Here is a 20123-nt window from a genome sequence, read left to right as displayed (position 1 = left end):
CATGCACAAATCGGGACCGTTGAATGGACCGGCGGGAGACATGAGCGAGCGCACGGACAGCACACCGAGCGGGCCGGGCAGCGGTGCGGGGACGCACAGCCCCGCCGCCCGCCTCCAGCACCTCTTCGAGGGCCACCGCCTCACCCCCACCCAGCGCCGCATCGCGCACTGCATGGTGCGCCGCGCGGCCGACGTGCCCTTTCTGTCCTCCGTGGAACTGGCCGAACTGGCAGGCGTGAGCCAGCCGTCCGTCACCCGGTTCGCGGTCGCGCTCGGCTTCGACGGCTACCCGGCGCTGCGCAAGCACCTGCGCGAGACGGCCCCCGCCGAACCGGCGGGCTCCTCCCAGGCCAACGAGTACCAGCAGGCCGTGGAGGCGGAGATCGCCAACCTGCGCCACCTCGCCGACCTCCTCGCCGACCCCGAACCGGTCGAGCGGGCCGGCCAACTCCTCGCCGCGTCCCCGACGTTGCCGGTCCTCGGACTGCGCGCGGCGGCCTCCCAGGCGTACGGCTTCTCGTACTTCGCCGCGAAGGTCCACCCCGACGTACGCCTCCTCGACGAGGGCGGCACCATGCTCGCCGACCGCATCGACGCGGCCGTCCGCGCCGGCGCCACCGCCCTGCTCTGCTTCGCGCTCCCCCGCCACCCCCGCGAGGTCGTCGACACCCTCGCGTACGCGCAGGAGTCGGGCCTCACCGTCGTCACGGTCGCCGACTCCGCCTTCGCCCCGGTGGCCCGCCACAGCGACCTCCTGCTCCCCGCCGCCGTCGGCACGGGCCTCGCCTTCGACACCGCGTGCGCGCCGATGCTGCTGGGGCGGGTGCTCCTGGAGGCGATGTGCGACGGCCTGCCGCAGGCACAGGCGCGACTGGAGGAGTTCGACACCCGGGCGGCGGAACGCGGCCTCTTCGTCGAGTAACACCCGTACGGGAACGACGAGTTGCGCGGGGACCGCCGCACCCCCGTGTGACGGGGGGCGGGACGACGGCGGTCCCCGCGAGGGGTCGACACCGGGTCAGGGCCGGGTGCCGCCCAGGGCGTCCGTGGAGGTCCGGGAGCCGCTCCGGAGTTCCTGACGCCGCTCGCTGCCGGATGGGGCGGGGAGCCGCTCCCGCCCCTTCCGACACCCACCAATGTGCCGGACCCGTGTTAAGCCGGTGCTGCGCGCACGTGACGCGCTCGTACCGTTTTCGCGAACCGGGGAGTCCGCCCGGCGACGGGCTAGGGCATACCGGCCTTCGCGAGGAAGGACAGCAGGTCCTGACGGCTCACCACACCCGTCGGCCTGCCCTCGACCAGCACGATCGCCGCGTCGGCCGCACCGAGCACGTTCATCAGGTCCCCCACCGGCTCCCCGGAGCCGACCTGCGGCAGCGGCGCCGACATGTGCTTCTCCAACGGATCGTGCAGGGAGGCCCGCTGGGCGAACAGCGCGTCCAGCAGCTCCCGCTCCACGACCGAGCCGATGACCTCGGCGGCCATCACGTCCGGGTGCCCGGCGCCCGGCTTCACGATGGGCATCTGCGAGACCCCGTACTCGCGCAGCACCTCGATGGCCTGACCGACCGTCTCCTCCGGGTGCATGTGGACGAGCGAGGGCAGCGCGCCGCCCTCCTTGTCCTTCAGCACGTCGCCGACGCGCGCGCTGGGCCCGGTGTCCTCCAGGAACCCGTAGTCGGCCATCCAGTCATCATTAAAAATCTTCGAGAGGTATCCGCGCCCGCTGTCCGGCAGCAGCACGACCACCACGTCGTCGGGCCCGAGCCCCTCAGCGACCCGCAGCGCCGCCACGACGGCCATGCCGCAGGAGCCGCCGACGAGCAGGCCCTCCTCCTTGGCCAGACGGCGCGTCATCTGGAACGAGTCCTTGTCGGACACCGCGACGATCTCGTCGGCGACGTCCCGGTCATAGGCGGTGGGCCAGAAGTCCTCCCCGACCCCCTCGACGAGGTACGGCCGCCCCGATCCACCGGAGTAGACGGAACCCTCGGGGTCGGCGCCGACGACCCGCACCCGTCCCTCACTCGCGTCCTTCAAGTAGCGCCCGGTCCCGGAGATCGTGCCCCCGGTGCCGACCCCCGCCACAAAGTGGGTGATCCGCCCCTCCGTCTGCTCCCACAGCTCCGGCCCCGTCGAGTGGTAGTGCGACGCGGGATTGTGGGGGTTGCTGTACTGGTCCGGCTTCCAGGCGCCGGGCGTCTCGCGGACGAGGCGGTCCGAGACGTTGTAGTACGAGTCCGGGTGCTCGGGGTCCACCGCCGTCGGGCAGACCACGACCTCGGCGCCGTACGCGCGCAGCACGTTGATCTTGTCCGTGGAGACCTTGTCGGGGCACACGAAGATGCACTTGTACCCCTTCTGCTGCGCCACCATGGCGAGCCCCACACCGGTGTTTCCGCTGGTCGGCTCGACGATGGTGCCGCCCGGCCGCAGCTCTCCGCTCGCCTCCGCCGCCTCGATCATCCGCAGCGCGATGCGGTCCTTCACGCTGCCGCCGGGATTGAAGTACTCGACCTTGGCCAGGACGGTCGCCCGCAGCCCTTCGGTCACTTTGTTGAGCCTCACCAGCGGGGTGTTGCCGACGAGGTCGATCATGGATTCGTGGATGCGCACCGTGGTCTCCGGGTTCTCCTCCGTAATGGTGCCGCCAGGGTAAGGCGCACACGGTTGGCCCGGGTCCCTCAACCCCGGGTTGCGATTGGCCGACGGTGATTACGGGGCAAGGAGTCCATGTAGCCGTAACTGAGTCGCAGAGGCAGGTGGCCGCGGAACATGTCGAGCAGGGCGAGGGTGGCACGACGGATCGCAGCGGGTGCGGCGTACGGCGGCGGCGGGATCGGGCTGCTGGGCGCGGCCACGGTCGGTGTGCTGCTGGCCGAGGTGCAGATCGCGCGCCGTCAGGTCGGCAACCACGGGCCGGAACCGGTGCGGGTACCGGCCGCGGACGGGGTGTACGGCCGGCGGATGTACGGCCCCCACGACGGTGAGCCGCTGCGTTTCCTGATGCTCGGCGACTCCACGGCGGCGGGCCAGGGCGTGCACCGGGCCGGGCAGACGCCGGGCGCGCTCCTCGCGTCCGGGCTCGCGGCGGTGGCCGAGCGTACGGTGGAGCTGCGCAACGTGGCGCTGCCGGGCGCGCAGTCCGACGACCTCGACCGGCAGGTGCCGCTGGGGCTCGCCGACCCCGATTGGCGGCCCGACGTCTGCGTGATCATGATCGGGGCGAACGACGTCACGCACCGCATCCCGGCGACGAAGTCCGTGCGCCATCTCTCGGCGGCCGTCCGCCGTCTGCGGACGGCCGGGGCCGAGGTGGTCGTCGGCACGTGCCCCGATCTCGGGTCCGTGGAGCCGGTGCAGCAGCCGTTGCGGTGGCTGGCCCGTCGCGCGTCGCGGCAGCTCGCCGCCGCGCAGACGATCGGGACGGTGGAGCAGGGGGGCCGTACGGTCTCGCTGGGCGACCTCCTGGGGCCCGAGTTCTCGGCGAACCCGCGGGAGCTGTTCGGCCCGGACAACTACCACCCCTCGGTGGAGGGGTACGCCACGGCGGCGATGGCGGTTCTTCCCACGTTGTGCGCGGCGCTCGGGCTGTGGCCTGAGGAGGAGCGGCCGGACGCCGCCCGTGCGGAGGGGTTCCTGCCGGTGGCGCGGGCGGCGGCGCGGGCGGCGCAGGAGGGCGGTACGGAGGTCACCGCCGCGCTTCCGACCGGGCCCCGGGGGCCCTGGGCCCTCCTGAAGCGCCGTCGCCGCCGCCGCCTCCCCGGCGAGGACCCGGTCCCCACCTCGGTGGCCCACTCGACCCCCACCCCGGGCGACTGATCCCGCATCCCCCTCTCCGCGGGTCAACCCCATCCCCTCCGGTGGCCACTCAAGCCCCTCAGGCGAGCCATTCAAGCCCTTCCGGCGAGCCAATCAAGCCCCTCAGGTGAGCCAATCAAGCCCCTCCGGCGATTGAGGAGCGGGGTATGGGGCGGAGCCCCAAGCCTTCGCCCCGTCCGGCGTACACCCCCGGGGCTCCGCCCCGGACCCCGCTGCTCAATCGCCGCAGGGGCTTGAATGGCCCACCGTTCAAGCGCGAAGGGCACACGTGGGCCGGGCCGAGGAACATGGTGACGCCTCGGAGGGGCTGAGCAAGCGCTTAGAAAAATGCGGCGGGGGTCACACACCTCACCCGGTGACCCCAGCGGTACGTACGGGTAGCTTCGCTGACGGTCAGCCGTACCGAACCCCTTGGAGCCGTGATGCCCGAAGCAGTGATCGTCTCAGCCGCCCGCTCCCCCATCGGCCGCGCCTTCAAGGGCTCCCTCAAGGACCTGCGCCCCGACGACCTCACCGCAACGATCATCCAGGCCGCCCTCGCCAAGGTCCCCGAGCTGGACCCGAAGGACATCGAGGACCTGATGCTCGGCTGCGGCCTCCCCGGCGGCGAGCAGGGCAACAACCTGGGCCGCATCGTGTCCGTGCAGATGGGCATGGACCACCTCCCGGGCTGCACCGTCACCCGCTACTGCTCCAGCTCGCTCCAGACGACCCGCATGGCGCTGCACGCCATCAAGGCCGGCGAGGGCGACGTCTTCATCTCCGCCGGTGTGGAGATGGTGTCGCGGTTCGCGAAGGGCAACTCGGACTCGCTCCCCGACACCCACAACCCGTTCTTCGCCGAGGCCGAGGCCCGTACCGCCGAGGTCGCTCAGCAGGAGAACACCACCTGGCACGACCCCCGCGAGGACGGCCTCGTCCCGGACGCGTACATCGCGATGGGCCAGACCGCCGAGAACCTGGCGCGCCTCAAGGGCGTCACCCGCGCGGACATGGACGCCTTCGGCGTGCGCTCGCAGAACCGTGCCGAGGAAGCCATCAAGAACGGCTTCTGGGAGCGCGAGATCACGCCCGTCACGACCCCCGACGGGACCGTCGTGAGCAAGGACGACGGCCCGCGCGCCGGCGTCACCCTGGAGGGCGTCTCGGGCCTCAAGCCCGTCTTCCGCCCCGACGGCATGGTCACCGCCGGGAACTGCTGCCCGCTGAACGACGGCGCCGCCGCCCTCGTGATCATGTCGGACACCAAGGCGCGCGAGCTGGGCCTGACCCCGCTCGCCCGCATCGTCTCCACCGGCGTCTCCGGCCTGTCCCCCGAGATCATGGGCCTCGGCCCGGTCGAGGCCAGCAAGCAGGCGCTGAAGCGCGCGGGTCTCGGCGTCGACGACATCGACCTGTTCGAGATCAACGAGGCGTTCGCCGCGCAGGTCATCCCGTCCGCCCGCGACCTGGGCATCGACGAGGACAAGCTGAACGTGAACGGTGGCGCCATCGCCGTCGGCCACCCCTTCGGCATGACCGGCGCCCGGATCACCGGCACGCTGATCAACTCGCTCCAGTTCCACGACAAGCAGTTCGGCCTGGAGACCATGTGCGTCGGCGGCGGCCAGGGCATGGCGATGGTCATCGAGCGCCTGAGCTGACCTGAAGTCGTCTATCGGTTCGTGATCCAATCTCCCCCAGGATGTGACGTGCATCTCGGGGGATATTGGTTTTTGCAGGTCAGCAGGGTTCCCAGGCCATATCGGGGCTAAACACCCGGACAAAAGACCTGTCCATTTCGTGACGTAATGCACTGACAGCTGGTTCGTCCAGGCTTCAAGCTGATGTAGGAAGTCGGGGGTCGACTTGAAACCGGGAGTACGTCAGTGAGCGCCATGCCCGCAGCCACCATCAGTGTCCTTGTGCTCGCTACGGCCGCTGCCACGGCCGTCGGGGCCGCCACCCTGCATCACGTCAGGGGGCTGCGCCGCCAGGTGGCAGAGCTCCGCGACGAGCTGCGCAGGGACCGCGCCGATCACGCGCTTCCCGGCGTCCCCGCCGCGCGCACCACACCGGACGCCGAAGCGATACGCAACGCCGTCGCCGACGCTCTCGCCGAGGAGCGGGAGCGGGAGCTGGCGGAGGCGCGGGCGTTCTGGGCCGCGCAGGAGGCGCGGGACAGTTCGGAGCTGCCGCCGTTCCTGACCGGCGGCGCGCTCGGCGACGACCTCTTCCTGCCGCGCCAGGCGGACCTCGTGGGCCTCGAACCCCTGGGGGAGCCGGCCCTGGAGACCGAGGACGAGATCGTCGAGGAGTCGCCCGAGCTGGCCGCCGCGCGGCGCCGGCACCCCTCGCACCCGGACTTCGTGCCGGTGCAGTCGCCGGTCGTGAGCGACCACGAGCGGACGGTGGCGTGTCTGGAGGAGCTGGCGCAGACGCGGACCGCGCTCGCCGATGTCCGGCCCGGTCCGCTCGGCACGCTGGACGTGTACGTGTTCGCGGACGGTACGACGCTGTGCATGACCCCGGGCCACCGGGAGACGGCCGAGCAGCTCGCCTCGGCGCTCCGGCAGGGCGAGGCCCCGGTGCTGCTCGGTGGCTCCGGCGTCTCCGGCGCGTACGCCCTCACCTTCGAGTGCGCCGACGCCAACATCTACATCCTCGCCGACCGCGTCATAGCCTCCGCCTGACACCCTGCGCCGAAACCCCGGGGCTCTGCCCCGGACCCCGCTGCTCAAACGCCGCAGGGGCTTGATCGGCCGACCCCATGGAGCCCCTCCGGCGATTGAGGAGCGGGGTCCGGGGCGGAGCCCCGGGAGCTAGACCCCGGCTCGCTTCATGGCCGCGTCGACCAACTCCACGGCCTCCGTGAGACCCGCCGGATCCCGGAGGGACACCGCCAAGTCCCGCCCCGCCACCGTCACCTGATCCGCCGCCGCGAACATCCCCGCGTCCGGCATCTCCCGGACGACCCCGCCCGGATCGTCCAATTCCTGCGCCCGCGCCGAGAGTTCCCTGGCCAGCGCCAGCGCCTCCGCCGCGGCCCCCCGCTGCAATCTGCTCTGCGGCGCGGCCCGGAGCCGATCGGCGAACTGATCCACTGCTGCGGTCAAAGGCGTCGTATCAAGCACGCGCCGACTGTAGCTGTTTACAAGGCTCCGACGCTCAGGCACGGTGGCGTGAAGGACCGGCCACATCGAAGCGTTCCGGAGGCGCCGATGTCCCAAGTCTTCTCCCAGGAGACCCACCGCAATTTGCTGGCTCGCATCCCCCACTGCACCGGTCGTGAACTCTCCGACTGGATGCGCACCGTCGAAGAAGGCCCCTGTTTCCTTCGCTTCGAAGAGAAGGTCAGTTGGCTGCGCGGTGAGCACGACCTCGCGTACGGCCACGCCAAGGCGATCATCCACGAGTACGACCTGAGGCGCGCCGCACGGCGCTTCGGTTGACCCCCGCCCCCTCACGAACCGCGATCCCCACACACGGCAAAAGGCCCGCGCACCCGGAGGTGCGCGGGCCCCTGACGCCTCAGGCGGCTGTGCCGTCGCCCTAGTCGTTGCCCTGCAGAATCGCGATGAGTCGCAGGAACTCCATGTAGATCCAGACCAGCGTCATGGTCAGGCCGAACGCGGCCAGCCACGCCTCGTCCTTCGGGGCGCCGTACGCGACCCCGTCCTCGACCTGCTTGAAGTCCAGGGCGAGGAAGCACGCGCCGAGCAGGATGCCGATGATGCCGAACAGGATGCCGAGGCCACCGCTGCGGAAGCCGAGGCCGTCACCGCCGCCGAAGACGGCGAACAGCAGGTTGATGCCCATCAGCAGCACGAAGCCCAGCGCCGCGGCCATAACGAAGCCGTAGAAGCGACGGTTGACGCGGATCCAGCCCGCCTTGTAGGCGACGAGGACGCCCGTGAAGACGGCCATCGTGCCGAGCACGGCCTGCATGGCCGCACCGCTGGCGATGTGGGTGTCCACGACGTTGGAGAGCACGCCGAGGAAGACACCTTCGAGGGCCGCGTACGCCAGGATGATCGGCGGCGACGCCTTGCGCTTGAAGGCCTGGACGAAGCCCAGGACCATCGCGACGAGGCCCGCGCCGATCGCGATGCCGTACGACTTGCCGAGGTTGGCCTCGTCGACCGGCAGCAGCACCCAGGAGAGCGCCGCGGTGACGATCAGGAGGCCGAGCGTCGTGGCGGTCCGCATGATGACGTCGTCCATCGTCATGCGGCCGGTGGTGGGCGCCTGCGGAGCCCCGTACTGGACGTCCTGCTGTGCGTAGGGGTTCTGCGCGTACGGGTTGCCGGCGGGCGCCTGGGCGTAGGGGTTGCCCTGCGCCGTGCCGACAGCGGGGCCCCCGGCCTGCGGCGCCTGCGCGTTCGCGTTGAACTGCGCGTAGCCGTTGTCGCGGCTGAACCCCCGTCGCGAGAAGACCGGGTTGCTGCTCCTCATTTCACTCCTCCATGGCCACCGTGTATGGCCTTGCCATCAAGAGTAATGGTCTGGCAAAGATCCGACCCTAGTGCTCAGGGAGGATCTTTCCCATCCTGTTACGAGGAACGGCCCAGGACCTCCTGTTGTTCCGCTCACACGAAGATCACAGCGGAAATCCGGTGTACGCCTCCGCGAGATCGGTCTCGGCCGCCTTCGACGTCGTCACGCGGTCCAGCTGGGCCAGCTGGATCTTGTCGTCGAAGGCGGTGGCGTCGGGGGCCCGGTGCAGCATGGTCGTCATCGCGTAGCTGAACCGTTCCGCCTGCCAGACGCGCCGCAGACAGGTCTCCGAGTACGTGTCGAGCGGCTCCGCGTCGCCCTTGTCCCGGTACGCGACGAGGGCGCGGGCGAAGGTGATGACGTCGCCGACGGCGAGGTTGAGGCCCTTGGCTCCGGTGGGCGGGACGATGTGCGCCGCGTCCCCGGCGAGGAAGAGGCGGCCGTGCCGCATCGGCTCGTGGACGTAGGACCGCATGGGCGTCACGGACTTCGACGTGATCGGTCCGCGCTCCAGCCGCCATTCGGGGTCGTCGACCTCCAGGCGGCGGTCCAGCTCGGCCCAGATCTCGTCGTCGGACCAGGTCTCGGCGTCGGTGCCGGCCGGGACCTGGAGGTAGGCGCGGGTGACGTGCGGGGAGCGCATCGACATGAGGGCGAAGCCGCGGTCGGAGCGGTTGTAGATCAGCTCGTCGTGGGAGGGCGCCACGTCGGCGAGGATGCCGAGCCAGGCGTACGGGTAGGTGCGCTCGTACGTCCGCGTGAGCTCCTCGGGGACCGCCCTGCGGGCCACGCCCCAGAAGCCGTCGCAGCCGACGACGTAGTCGCAGTCGAGGAGCTGCTCGCGGCCCTCGTGCCGGAAGCGGACGCGGGGTGCCTCCGTGTCGGCGCCCTCCACCGCCAGTGCCTCCGCCTCGAACAACAGGGGTCCGCCGTCGGCCAGTTGGGCCGCGATGAGGTCCTTGCAGACCTCGGTCTGCGCGTACACCATGACCTGCTTGCCGCCGGTCAGGGCCGGGAAGTCGACGCGGTGGCGGCGGCGGTCGAAGCGCAGCTCGATGCCGTCGTGCGGCAGCCCCTCGCGGTCCATGCGCGCAGCCACCCCGGCCTCGCGCAGTACGTCCACGGTGCCCTGCTCCAGGATCCCGGCGCGCTGGCGCTGCTCCACGTAGGCGCGGTCGCGGCTTTCGAGGACGACCGACTCGATACCGGCGTTGTGCAGAAGCCTGGCCAGGAGCAGTCCGGCGGGACCGGCTCCGATGATGCCGACGGTGGTGCGCATACGGGATCCCTCTCGCGTCATTGCGGCTGTTCGCCTGGTGAACTTTCGTTCATAACGAACACTGCGGATCCTCGCGCCGCTCCGGACGGGTGTCAATGGGTTCGCACGCCCGGCCTGATCTCGATACGGACGCTGCTGTCGTCCTCGATGACGTAGACGGGGTCGGTGTCGCGGTCCCAGTCCATCGGCAGCAGGTAGTAGCGGCGGTCGCGCTCGACCAGCAGCCGCAGCCCCTCGTAGCGGTAGCGGTAGTGGGCCCCCTCGCCGAGGTCCGTGGCGCCGGGGCCGGGCGGCGCGACGGACAGGCGGTGGGTGCTCAGGACCACGATGGAGTGGCGGCGCACGACCTGCCCCGCCGCGTCCTCGGCGTCCTGCCGCCCCAGCTGCCCCGCCGCGAGGGCCACCACCCAGATCAGGAAGAGCCCCGCCACGAGCAGCGACACCGCCCGCTCCCAGACGCTCTCCCGGCCCGCCGCGGGCGCGAGGCCGAGCAGCAGCCCCGCCGCCACGAGCAGCGGCGCCAGCCAGCCGTACGGCTGGATCCACCGCCACAGCAGCATGAGCACGGCCCCCGCGGCGACCGGCACGAGATGCGCGCGGGCCGCCGCCGCGCCCACGCCGCGCACCCGCTCGACGTGCTCGTCCGGGACCCGAAGGAGCGTCAGAAGCCGTGGCAGCGCGGGCGCGAGGAGGGCGAAGGTGAGCAGTTCGAGGACCGGCAGGGCGGCAAGTCGCAGGCTGCGCATGACCAGTTCGAAGGTGCTGAAGCCGACCGCGAAGGGGTTGAGCCGGAAGTAGCCGAAGTAGGCGCTGGTGTAGATGTAGCCCGCGTAGAGCATGAGGCCGGCCACGAACGACCCTGCTCCGACAAGGGCGTTGACGAGTTCCAGCCGGACGCCGCGGGCGGGCGGGGGCGCCGTGTTCCCGGGCCCCCGCTCGTCGTCACCCGCCACCGGTCGGCGTGCCCTCGGCCTCCGGGGCCCCCGTCGGGTCCACGGGGTCCGGGGCGGGGTCCGGGCCCGTGGTCTCGGGCTCCGGGGGCGGGCAGTCCGGGTCGTAGGAGGCCGGGTCCGGGGTGTCGGGGCAGGCCACGGGGGTCGCCGTTGGCTCCTGGTCGGGCGGCGTGATCCCGTTGCCGGGGCCCGGCGAGCCGCCCGTGTTCTCCGGCGGGGCCTGCACCGAGGGCACCCCCGGATCGCCACCGCCCGCGCTGCCGCCCTCCTGCGCGCCCCGGCTCAGCGAGGCTCCCGTCGCGGGGCCGCCGGCCGTCGGCACGTCGCCGCCCTCGTCGTCCCCCGGGCCGCCGCCCGAACCCCCGCCGCCCGCACATCCGGCCACCCCGAGGGCGACCGCCGCGACCGTGCTCACCACGCCGTACCGAATCGAAGCCCGCTTCATCCTGAGCCACTCCCCCGTGCCCCCGTGCAACCTCGGTGAGCAGCGTCCCACCGGGTCGCGGAGGGAGAGCGCGGGCAGGCGCGAATACCCTCAAAAATGAGGGGCATTGGGGAGGGGCGACGCGCAGCGGGAAGGAAAGTACGGAGGTGCCCGGAACCGGACTTGAACCGGTACGCCCGCGAGGGGCAGCGAGGTTTAAGCTCGCCGTGTCTGCATTCCACCATCCGGGCAGGTTGTGGGGCTCCGCGTCGACGTTCCGAGCCTATCCGTCGGCATCCCCCGATCAGCGGAAGTACGGCACCACGTTGTCTTATTTTATTGACGTCTGAGGGTGCATCAGCACACGTCCTGGCCCATCAGCACCTGCCGGGAGCCCTACCACCTCCGGGGGCCGCTCCCCAGGGAATGACGGAATATCACCGCCCCCGCAGCGCCCACACAAGCGGACCCGTCCGCTCCCCGGGCTCCGGCGCTTCTCAGGGGCCCGGGTCATCCCCAGGTATGACTCCGGCCGCCCCGGTCCCTCCGAGGTCGCCCTCCGGAACGAGAACTGCGGCTGACTTCCCGGGCCCGATCCACGGAGACGATGGAACGGTCCCGGTCGAGCGGTCCCCCGGATCCGCGTCCCCGACCTCGTCCCCCAGCGACAGGAGCACCTCCCGTGACCACCACCCCGCTCGCGGGCCGTACCGCCACGACGGCCGCCGCCCGCGCCACGGATCTGTCCAAGGTCTACGGACAGGGCGAGACCAAGGTGGTCGCGCTCGACCAGGTCTCCGTCGACTTCCGGCAGGCCGAGTTCACCGCGATCATGGGACCTTCGGGTTCCGGCAAGTCGACACTGATGCACTGCGTCGCGGGCCTCGACACGTTCTCCTCCGGGTCGGTCCGGATCGGCGAGACGGAACTGGGGTCGCTGAAGGACAAGCAGCTCACCAAGCTCCGCCGGGACAAGATCGGCTTCATCTTCCAGGCGTTCAACCTGCTGCCGACGCTGACCGCGCTGGAGAACATCACGCTCCCCATGGACATCGCGGGCCGCAAGCCCGACAAGCAGTGGGTGGAGAACGTGATCCAGATGGTGGGGCTCTCCGGGCGGCTCGGGCACCGGCCCGCGCAGCTCTCCGGCGGACAGCAGCAGCGAGTCGCGGTGGCGCGGGCGCTGGCGTCCAAGCCGGAGATCATCTTCGGGGACGAGCCGACGGGAAACCTCGACTCGCGGTCGGGGGCGGAGGTCCTGGGATTCCTGCGGAACTCCGTGCGGGAGCTGGGGCAGACGGTGGTCATGGTGACGCACGATCCGGTCGCGGCGGCGTACGCGGACCGGGTGGTGTTCCTGGCGGACGGGCGGATCGTGGACGACATGGTCGATCCGTCGGCGGACTCCGTGCTGGACCGGATGAAGAAGTTCGACGCCAAGGGGCGCACCAGCTGAGCCTCCCGCCCGAAGAGCCGGGGCTCCGCCCCGGACCCCGCTGCTCAATCGCCGCAGGGGCTTGATGTGCCCCGGCCGCCGCTCACCCGAGCCACACAGGCTTGATGTGCCCGGCCCCCTCGACCACCAGGACTGAGTAACCCGCCATGTTCCGAACCGCCCTGCGCAACGTGCTCGCGCACAAGGCGCGGCTGCTGATGACCGTGCTCGCCGTCATGCTCGGCGTCGCCTTCGTCAGTGGCACGCTCGTGTTCACCAACACCATCTCCGGCGCCCTGGAGAAGTCGTCGGCCAAGGGATTCGACCACGTGGACGTGGCCGTCACCCCGAAGTGGGCCGAGGACAAGGGCAACACCGTCGGCAAGGAGGCCCGGCTCATCGACGCCACGATCAAGGCGGCGCGCGGCACCGAGGGCGCCGGCTCCGCGTACGGCGTCGTCAGTGGGTACGCGGCCGTCGCCGACCAGAAGGGCAAGCTCGTCGGTGACGGGTTCTCCACGAAGGGCGGCAACTACTGGGGCTCCGACGACTCCCGGTACCCGCTGGCCAAGGGAACCGCCCCGCACGGCAAGGGCCAGGTCGCCCTCGACGCGAAGACCGCCGAGCGGGCCGGCTACAAGGTCGGCGACAAGGTCCGGATGTCCGTCGACGGGCCCGTGCTGACCCCGACCCTCACCGGCGTCTTCACCACCGACGACGGCAACGTCGCCGCGGGCGGCTCGCTCGCCCTCTTCGACACGGCGACCGCGCAGGAGCTCTTCCACAAGCCGGGCGCGTACGACGAGATCGACGTGACGGCCGCCGCCGGGACCAGCCAGGAGCAGCTGAAGTCCGCGCTGGACAAGTCGCTGCCGTCCAGGCAGACCGAGACGGCCACCGCGCAGCAGCTCGCCGACGACCAGGCCGAGCAGATCTCGTCGTCGATGAGCTCCATGAAGACGATGCTGCTCGTCTTCGCGGGCATCGCGCTCTTCGTCGGCATCTTCATCATCGCGAACACCTTCACGATGCTGGTCGCCCAGCGCACCAAGGAGCTGGCCCTGATGCGGGCCGTCGGCGCCTCCCGCCGTCAGGTGACGCGTTCGGTGCTCCTGGAGGCGTTCGTCGTGGGCGCCGTCGCCGCCGTGACGGGTCTCGCCGTCGGCATCGGCATCGGCGCGGGCATGCGGGCCCTGGTGGGCACGACCGGCGCGGTCATGCCGGACGGGCCGCTCGTCGTCTCCCCCGGCACCGTCGTCGCCGCGCTCGTCGTCGGCGTCCTGATCACGATGCTGGCCGCCTGGCTGCCGGGCCGCCGCGCCGCGCGGATCCCGCCGGTCGCCGCGATGAACGCGGTGCACGCCGCGCCCACCGCCAAGTCGCTGGTGCTGCGCAACACGCTGGGCGCCCTGGTGTCCGCCGCCGGTGTCGCCCTCGTGCTCGCCGCCACCACCATGAGCGGCGACAGCGGTCAGGCCCCGATGGGCGCGGGCGCCGCACTGCTGGTCATCGGCGTCTTCATCCTGACGCCGCTGCTGTCCCGGCCGCTGATCGCGCTCGCCGCTCCGGTCCTGCGCGCCTTCGGCATCTCCGGCAAGCTGGCCCGCCTGAACTCGGTGCGCAACCCGCGCCGCACCGCCGCCACCGCGTCGGCGCTGATGATCGGCCTGACCCTGATCACCGGCCTCACGGTGATCGCGGGCAGCGTGCAGTCGGCGATCAACAAGATGGCGGCCGACTCGCTGAAGGCGGACTACGTCGTCGCCATGGCGAACGGCAACCAGCTCTCCCCCGACGTCGTGAAGACCCTCGACCGGACGCCCGGCGTCACCGCCGTCAGCGGCATGACGAACTCGCCGGCCCGCATCGACGGCGGCACCGAGTTCCTCACCGGCGTCAACGGCGACACGATCAACAAGCTCGCCGAACTCCCGCTGGACAGCGGCACGTTCACGGTCAGCGGCAACAAGGTCGTCGTCGACGACAAGACGGCGAAGGACCACGACTGGTCCACCGGCTCGACCTTCACGACGCACTACGAGGACGGCAAGTCCCAGAAGCTGACCGTCGCGGGCGTCTACGAGGCCAACGAGATGCTGCGCGGCATCATGGTCGACAGCCCGACCCTCGCCCCGCACCTCAGCGCGGACTCCGGTGACATGCAGGTCATGCTGAAGACGTCCGGCGGCCCCTCCGACGCCACGAAGGACAAGCTCACCAAGGCGCTCGGCGAGAACCCGGCGATCAAGGTCCAGGACAAGCAGGACATCACCAACCAGGTCGCGCAGGTCTTCACGCTGATGCTGAACATGCTCTACGGCCTGCTCGCCATGGCGGTGATCGTCGCGGTGCTCGGTGTCATCAACACCCTGGCCATGTCGGTCTTCGAGCGCCAGCAGGAGATCGGCATGCTCCGCGCGATCGGCATCGACCGCAAGGGCATCAAGCGGATGGTCCGCCTGGAGTCCCTGGTGATCTCCCTGTTCGGCGGCGTCCTCGGCATCGGCCTCGGCGTGTTCTTCGGCTGGGCGGCCGGTCAGCTCATCGGCAACTCCATGGCGACGTACGAGCTGATCCTGCCCTGGGGCCGGATGGGGATCTTCCTCGCGCTCGCCGCGGTCGTCGGCATCCTGGCGGCCCTGTGGCCGGCCCGCCGCGCCGCCCGCCTGAACATGCTCGCGGCGATCAAGTCCGAGTAACGGCACGGCAGTTAAGTGCATCGGGGCGCATCCGCGAGTGGCGGACGCGCCCCGATTGCCGTGCGGGGAGAGCTAGTCGTTCCAGGTGCGCGCCCGCAGCGGCATGCCCGACGCCCCGCTCTCGGGCGTCTTCACGGCGAGGATCTGGTTGACCCCGATGCGGTTGCGCTCGAAGCTCAGGGCGGACGCCGCCATGTAGAGCCGCCAGACGCGGGCCCGGCCGGGGCTGACCAGCTTCAGGGCCTCGGACCAGCGGGCCTCCAGATTGCGCACCCACTGGCGCAGCGTGAGCGCGTAGTGCTCGCGGATCGCCTCGACGTCACGCACCTCGAAACCGGCCCGTTCCAGCAGGCCCGCGGTGGTGCCGACGGGCGCGAGCTCGCCGTCCGGGAAGACGTACGCGTCGATGAACTCGTCGACCTCGTACGCCGATTCGTCGCGCTGCGGCCGCCGCCCGATCTGGTGGTTGAGCAGCCGTCCGCCGGGCGTGAGGAGGGCGTACAGGTCGGACGCGTACTCCAGGTACTGCTCGGAGCCGACGTGCTCGGCCATGCCGATGGACGAGATCGCGTCGTACGGGCCGTCGCGCACGTCGCGGTAGTCCTGCACGCGGATCTCGACGCGGTCGGTGAGCCCCTCGTCGGCGATCCGCTTCCTGGCGTACGCGGCCTGCTCCTGGGAGAGCGTGACGCCGACGACGCTCACGCCGTACTCGCGGGCGGCGTGGATCGCCATGGATCCCCAGCCGCAGCCGACGTCGAGCAGCCGCATCCCGGGCTTCAGCCCCAGCTTGCGGGAGATGAGGTCCAGCTTGTCGCGCTGCGCCGCTTCGAGTCCCGCCCCGGGCGACTCCCAGTAGGCGCAGGAGTAGACCATGGAGGGGCCGAGGACGAGCTCGTAGAAGTCGTTGCCGACGTCGTAGTGGTGGCTGATGGCCTGCTTGTCGCTGCCCTTGGTGTGCAGGTGGAGACGGCCACCCCTGCGCATCTCCTCGGCGGGCGGGGCGGGCGGCAGGGCGGGTCCCGCGAGCTTGACCAGCTCCTTGACGGCCGCGCGCACCTGGGGGTCCCTGAGGGCCTGCGCGAGGCTCCTGGGCTCCTCGTCGGGGTCGCGCTCCCAGATGAGGCCGGCCATCCGGTCGAGGGCCGCGTAGAGGTCCCCCTCGACGTCCAGGTCGCCGGCCACCCAGGCCCTGGCGAGGCCCAGCTCTCCCGGCTTCCAGAGCAGCCTGCGCAGCGCGCGGCGGTTCCTGACGACGAGCACGGGGGCATCCGGAGGTCCGGCCTCGGAGCCGTCCCAGGCGCGCAGCCGCACCGGGAGCTCGGCGCCGAACAACTGCTCGGCGAGTTTCTTCAGCCGCTGTGCGGCGTCCTGCATGGCGCACACCTCCGTGACAGGGAAAATCCCGGAACGCTCCAACAGCAGGTAAACACCGACAGGCCACCTGCGCAGTCCCGTTACCGAGTCACGGAACGGCAAAATACCTGTAGCCACCATCTAAATGGCCCCGGAAACGCCGAAGGGGCCACTCGCACCACGGATGGCGAGCAGCCCCTTCGGGGTGGAACTATGCGCGGGTCAGGAGGCCTTGGCCTTCTCCTCGACCTTCTTCTCGGCGGCGGCGTCGGCCTTCGGCGCCTCGGCCGCGGGCTTCGGCGCCGGCTTGGCGGCCTCGTAGAACTCCTCGCGCGGAGTCTCCAGGGCGCCGAGCGCGGTGATGTCGCGCTTCTGGAACATGTTGATCGTCCACTCGGCGATCACACGGATCTTGCGGTTGTACGTCGGCATGGCCAGCCCGTGGTAGCCACGGTGCATGTACCAGGCGAGACGGCCCTTGAGCTTGATCTTCATCTTGCCCATGACGATCATCGCGACGCCCTTGTGGAGGCCGAGACCGGCCACCGCACCCTTGTTGGCGTGCTTGTACTCCGCCTGCGGGAAGCCCCGCATGCCGGAGACCACGTTGTCGCCGAGGACCTTGGCCTGGCGCATGGCGTGCTGGGCGTTCGGCGGGCACCAGGCGTTCGGGTTGCCGTTGGCGCGGCCGACCAGGTCCGGAACCTGGGCGTTGTCGCCCGCGGCCCAGATGTAGTCGCTGCCGGCGACCTGGAGGGTGGCCTGCGTGTCCACGTGACCGCGCGGGCCGAGCGGCAGACCGAAGCGGGAGAGCGCCGGGTTCGGCTTCACACCGGCGGTCCACACGATCGTGTTGGAGTCGACCTCGAGGCCGTTGCTGAGGACGACGTGACCGTCGACGCAGGACGGCATCGTCGTGGAGAGGTAGACCTCGATCCCGCGGGACTCCAGGTGCTTGCGGCCGTAGACGCCGAGATCCGGGCCCACCTCCGGCAGCACCTTGTCGGCGGCGTCGACCAGCACGAAGCGCATGTCCTCGCGCTTCACGTTCTTGTAGAACTTGGCCGCGTCGCGCGCCAGGTCCTCGACCTCGCCGATGGTCTCGGCGCCCGCGAAGCCACCACCGACGAAGACGAAGGTGAGCGCCTTGCGGCGGATCTCCTCGTCGGTCGTCGACTCGGCCTTGTCGAGCTGCTCGAGAACGTGGTTGCGCAGACCCACGGCCTCCTCGACACCCTTCATACCGATGCCGACCTCGGCGAGGCCCGGCGTCGGGAAGGTGCGGGAGACCGCGCCGAGCGCGATCACCAGGTAGTCGAAGGGAACCTCGTACGCCTCGCCGACGATCGGCGCGACGGAGGCGACCTTGCGGTCCTGGTCGATGGAGGTGACGCGGCCGGTGAGGATCTCGGCTCCCGGCACAGCGCGTCGCATGGGGACGACGACGTTGCGCGGCGAGATGCTGCCGGCGGCGGTCTCGGGGAGGAAGGGCTGGTACGTCATGTACGAGCGCGGGTCGACGACCGTGACGGTCGCCTCGCCGTAACGCATCTTCTTGAGAATGCGTCGCGCCGCGTACAGGCCTACGTACCCACCTCCGACAATGAGGATCCTGGGACGCTCCGTGGTGCTCATGCCATCGAGTATCCACCCGACTGGCGGGGGGTGCTCGTGCGCCCCTTCACAAGCTTGTAGGGACCCTCTGCTACACTGCGCCGCCCACGTGACCCATGTCATGACATCGGAGGGGAACCAGGGACCCGCCCCAGACGTTGCTCACCCCTCTTGAGCAGCCACGGTGAGCATTTGGCGGCACTGGACCACATCCCTCCGCAACCGGCTCGCAACACTCCGGCAACCTCACGCGCGGCCCGCGATCACGCCCCCACGGGTCCCCGAACGGGCCCGACGGCGCGTAACAGCCTCCAAGTGGGCCGATTTCCTTGTGAAGAACTTCACGAACTTTCCCGACAGCGTGTCGCGGCGGCGCGCCAAAAGCGCCCCACGCGGTGCTCAGACGCTGCGCGGGGCGCTCAGGAGAGACGGTTCCCGGGCCTTTCCCGGGGCCGTTTCAGGCGATGGACCAGGCGATCCCGTCGAGGATGTCGTGCTCGCTCACGACCACCTCGCGCGCCCCGGTCCACTCCATGATCAGACGCAGCACGAGCGCGCCGGAGGCGATGACATCGACCCGGCCGGGGTGGATGACCGGCTTCAGCGCACGCTGGTCGTGCGTGGACTCCAGCAGCCAGTCGGTGAGCTCGGCGACCTTGTCGAAGGAGATCCGGGAGTGGTGGATCGCCGTCGAGTCGTACTCGCTCAACCCGAGGGCGAGCGCGGCCACCGTGGTGACCGAACCCGCGAGGCCCACCAGCGTGCGGGCCGAGGTCAGCGGCACCGTCTGGTTGACCAGGTCGAGTGCCTCGCCGATGTCCTGCCGGATCGCCTCGATCTGCGCCGGGGAGGGCGGATCGGCGACCGTGCCGTCCTCGGCCACGAGGTGGCGCTCCGTCATCCGTACACAGCCGACGTCCACGGAGCGCGCGGCGCGCACGGTGTCGTCGCCGACGACGAACTCGGTGGAGCCGCCGCCGATGTCGACGACGAGGTAGGGCTTGTCCAGGTCGGCGCGGCCCGTGAGTTCCTTCGTCGCACCCGTGAAGGAGAACGTCGCCTCCTGATCACCGGTGATGACCTCCGGCTCGACCCCCAGGATGTCGAGGACACCGCTCACGAAGTCGTCCCGGTTCTCGGCGTCACGCGACGCCGAGGTCGCCACGAAGCGGAGCTTCTCGGCGCCGTGCTCCTTGATGACCTCGGCGTACTCGCGGCACGCCGCGAACGTCCGCTCCAAGGCCTCCGGCGCGAGCCGGCCCGTCCTGTCGACGCCCTGGCCGAGCCGGACGATCGTCATCCGACGGTCCAGGTCGACGAGTTCTCCGGTTTCCGGGTTCGCGTCCGCGACGAGCAGCCGGATGCTGTTGGTGCCGCAGTCGATGGCGGCGACCCTGGTCATGGCGGGTGAGCTCCTCAGGTCGTCGTTCAGTTACGGGAAGCCGCACGGGGGCTCCGCCCCCGGACCCCCGCTCCCCAGATCGCCGGAGGGGCTCCAAATGGAGCCCCTGCGGCGATCTGGGGAAAAGGTCAGTCGGCGGGGGTGACGCACGGGCCCTTGCGCCACCACTCCGGGAGCATCGCGATCGCCTCGTCACCCAGCGGATTCACACCGGGACCCGCGGCCAGGGAGTGGCCCACGAGGACGTGGAGGCACTTCACGCGGTCGGGCATCCCACCGGCACTGGGGAAGTTCTCCAGGACCTCGATGGCGTCACGGCGGGCGAGGTAGTCCTCGTGGGCCGCGCGGTACTGGCGCGCCAGCTCCGGGTCCGTCTGGAGACGCTCCGTCATCTCCTTCATCACACCGTTGGCCTCCAGCGTCCCGATCGCCGACGCCGCCCGCGGACACGTGAGGTAGTACGTCGTCGGGAACGGCGTGCCGTCCTCCAGACGCGGAGCCGTCTCGACCACGTCCGGGTTGCCGCACGGGCACCGGTGCGCGATGGCCCGCAGGCCACGCGGCGGACGCCCCAGCTGCTCCTTGAACGCGTGGATGTCGGCGTCCGTGGGCACGGTGGGCTCGGTCTGCGGCGGGGGAGTTTCCATCGCTCGGGTGTTTCCT

17 protein-coding genes and 1 tRNA gene are annotated in these 20123 nt (G+C 70.7%); 7 read left to right on the top strand and 11 right to left on the bottom strand.

Annotated elements, in window-relative coordinates; all coding sequences use genetic code 11:
* Positions 1–40: 40 nt before the first annotated feature.
* Positions 41–922: a MurR/RpiR family transcriptional regulator gene (locus tag ACYBSK_RS03040; RefSeq protein ID WP_457475263.1), complete on the top strand. Its 882-nt coding sequence runs from the start codon at positions 41–43 to the stop codon at positions 920–922.
* A gap of 302 nt (positions 923–1224) precedes the next feature.
* Here the strand turns inward: ACYBSK_RS03040 and ACYBSK_RS03035 are convergent, their stop codons facing one another.
* Positions 1225–2616, bottom strand: a complete 1392-nt coding sequence (locus ACYBSK_RS03035; protein WP_457475262.1) for a cystathionine beta-synthase — start codon at positions 2614–2616, stop codon at positions 1225–1227.
* Positions 2617–2775: 159 nt separating this feature from the next.
* On the opposite strand from ACYBSK_RS03035, the gene ACYBSK_RS03030 reads away from it, so the two are divergent.
* The 3 genes from ACYBSK_RS03030 to ACYBSK_RS03020 all read left to right on the top strand — a co-directional run bounded on the left by ACYBSK_RS03030 (position 2776) and on the right by ACYBSK_RS03020 (position 6494).
* Entirely contained in the window at positions 2776–3822 is a 1047-nt protein-coding gene (locus ACYBSK_RS03030; RefSeq protein ID WP_460245083.1) for an SGNH/GDSL hydrolase family protein, read from the top strand.
* A 422-nt stretch (positions 3823–4244) separates the two neighbouring features.
* Entirely contained in the window at positions 4245–5465 is a 1221-nt protein-coding gene (locus tag ACYBSK_RS03025; protein ID WP_457475260.1) for an acetyl-CoA C-acetyltransferase, read from the top strand.
* Positions 5466–5690: 225 nt separating this feature from the next.
* Complete coding sequence (locus tag ACYBSK_RS03020; protein WP_457475259.1) at positions 5691–6494, top strand: hypothetical protein; 804 nt, start codon at positions 5691–5693, stop codon at positions 6492–6494.
* 129 nt (positions 6495–6623) lie between these two features.
* Here the strand turns inward: ACYBSK_RS03020 and ACYBSK_RS03015 are convergent, their stop codons facing one another.
* Positions 6624–6935 carry a hypothetical protein gene (locus tag ACYBSK_RS03015; protein WP_460245082.1) on the bottom strand — a complete coding sequence of 104 codons (312 nt, stop codon included), beginning with the start codon at positions 6933–6935 and terminating at the stop codon, positions 6624–6626.
* A gap of 87 nt (positions 6936–7022) precedes the next feature.
* Here ACYBSK_RS03015 and ACYBSK_RS03010 point away from each other — a divergent pair, with 87 nt between their 5' ends.
* Positions 7023–7253: a DUF4287 domain-containing protein gene (locus ACYBSK_RS03010; RefSeq protein WP_457475257.1), complete on the top strand. Its 231-nt coding sequence runs from the start codon at positions 7023–7025 to the stop codon at positions 7251–7253.
* A 100-nt stretch (positions 7254–7353) separates the two neighbouring features.
* On the opposite strand, the gene ACYBSK_RS03005 is transcribed toward ACYBSK_RS03010, so the two are convergent.
* From ACYBSK_RS03005 to ACYBSK_RS02985, 5 genes are all read right to left on the bottom strand, one after another.
* Positions 7354–8256 carry a Bax inhibitor-1/YccA family protein gene (locus ACYBSK_RS03005; protein ID WP_457475256.1) on the bottom strand — a complete coding sequence of 301 codons (903 nt, stop codon included), beginning with the start codon at positions 8254–8256 and terminating at the stop codon, positions 7354–7356.
* A 145-nt stretch (positions 8257–8401) separates the two neighbouring features.
* Complete coding sequence (locus tag ACYBSK_RS03000; protein ID WP_457475255.1) at positions 8402–9577, bottom strand: 4-hydroxybenzoate 3-monooxygenase; 1176 nt, start codon at positions 9575–9577, stop codon at positions 8402–8404.
* Positions 9578–9669: 92 nt separating this feature from the next.
* A complete protein-coding gene (locus tag ACYBSK_RS02995) occupies positions 9670–10530 on the bottom strand; it encodes a hypothetical protein (protein WP_457475254.1) in 861 nt (286 codons plus the stop codon).
* The gene (locus ACYBSK_RS02990; protein WP_460245081.1) at positions 10520–10975 is read right to left on the bottom strand and encodes a hypothetical protein; all 456 of its coding nucleotides are present in this window, start codon (positions 10973–10975) and stop codon (positions 10520–10522) included. Before ACYBSK_RS02990 ends, ACYBSK_RS02995 begins: the two co-directional genes overlap by 11 nt.
* A gap of 147 nt (positions 10976–11122) precedes the next feature.
* Positions 11123–11205, bottom strand: a tRNA-Leu gene (locus ACYBSK_RS02985).
* Between the two features lie 431 nt (positions 11206–11636).
* Between ACYBSK_RS02985 and ACYBSK_RS02980 the strand changes: the two genes are divergently transcribed.
* Positions 11637–12410, top strand: a complete 774-nt coding sequence (locus ACYBSK_RS02980) for an ABC transporter ATP-binding protein (RefSeq protein ID WP_457475252.1) — start codon at positions 11637–11639, stop codon at positions 12408–12410.
* A gap of 146 nt (positions 12411–12556) precedes the next feature.
* The gene (locus tag ACYBSK_RS02975) at positions 12557–15088 is read left to right on the top strand and encodes an ABC transporter permease (protein ID WP_460245080.1); all 2532 of its coding nucleotides are present in this window, start codon (positions 12557–12559) and stop codon (positions 15086–15088) included.
* A 72-nt stretch (positions 15089–15160) separates the two neighbouring features.
* Here ACYBSK_RS02975 and ACYBSK_RS02970 read toward each other — a convergent pair whose 3' ends face one another.
* The 4 genes from ACYBSK_RS02970 to ACYBSK_RS02955 all read right to left on the bottom strand — a co-directional run bounded on the left by ACYBSK_RS02970 (position 15161) and on the right by ACYBSK_RS02955 (position 20107).
* Positions 15161–16465, bottom strand: coding sequence for a class I SAM-dependent methyltransferase (locus tag ACYBSK_RS02970; protein ID WP_457475250.1), 1305 nt, complete (start codon positions 16463–16465; stop codon positions 15161–15163).
* Positions 16466–16666: 201 nt separating this feature from the next.
* The gene (locus ACYBSK_RS02965) at positions 16667–18079 is read right to left on the bottom strand and encodes an NAD(P)/FAD-dependent oxidoreductase (RefSeq protein ID WP_457475249.1); all 1413 of its coding nucleotides are present in this window, start codon (positions 18077–18079) and stop codon (positions 16667–16669) included.
* Between the two features lie 436 nt (positions 18080–18515).
* Entirely contained in the window at positions 18516–19460 is a 945-nt protein-coding gene (locus ACYBSK_RS02960; protein ID WP_460245079.1) for a Ppx/GppA phosphatase family protein, read from the bottom strand.
* 128 nt (positions 19461–19588) lie between these two features.
* Positions 19589–20107 carry a DUF501 domain-containing protein gene (locus ACYBSK_RS02955; protein ID WP_457475247.1) on the bottom strand — a complete coding sequence of 173 codons (519 nt, stop codon included), beginning with the start codon at positions 20105–20107 and terminating at the stop codon, positions 19589–19591.
* Between the last annotated feature and the right edge of the window lie 16 nt (positions 20108–20123).

Source organism: Streptomyces sp. BYX5S, from assembly GCF_054724165.1.
The sequence above is the reverse complement of the archived record's forward strand: the minus strand, read 5'-3'. Positions and strand labels throughout refer to the sequence as shown.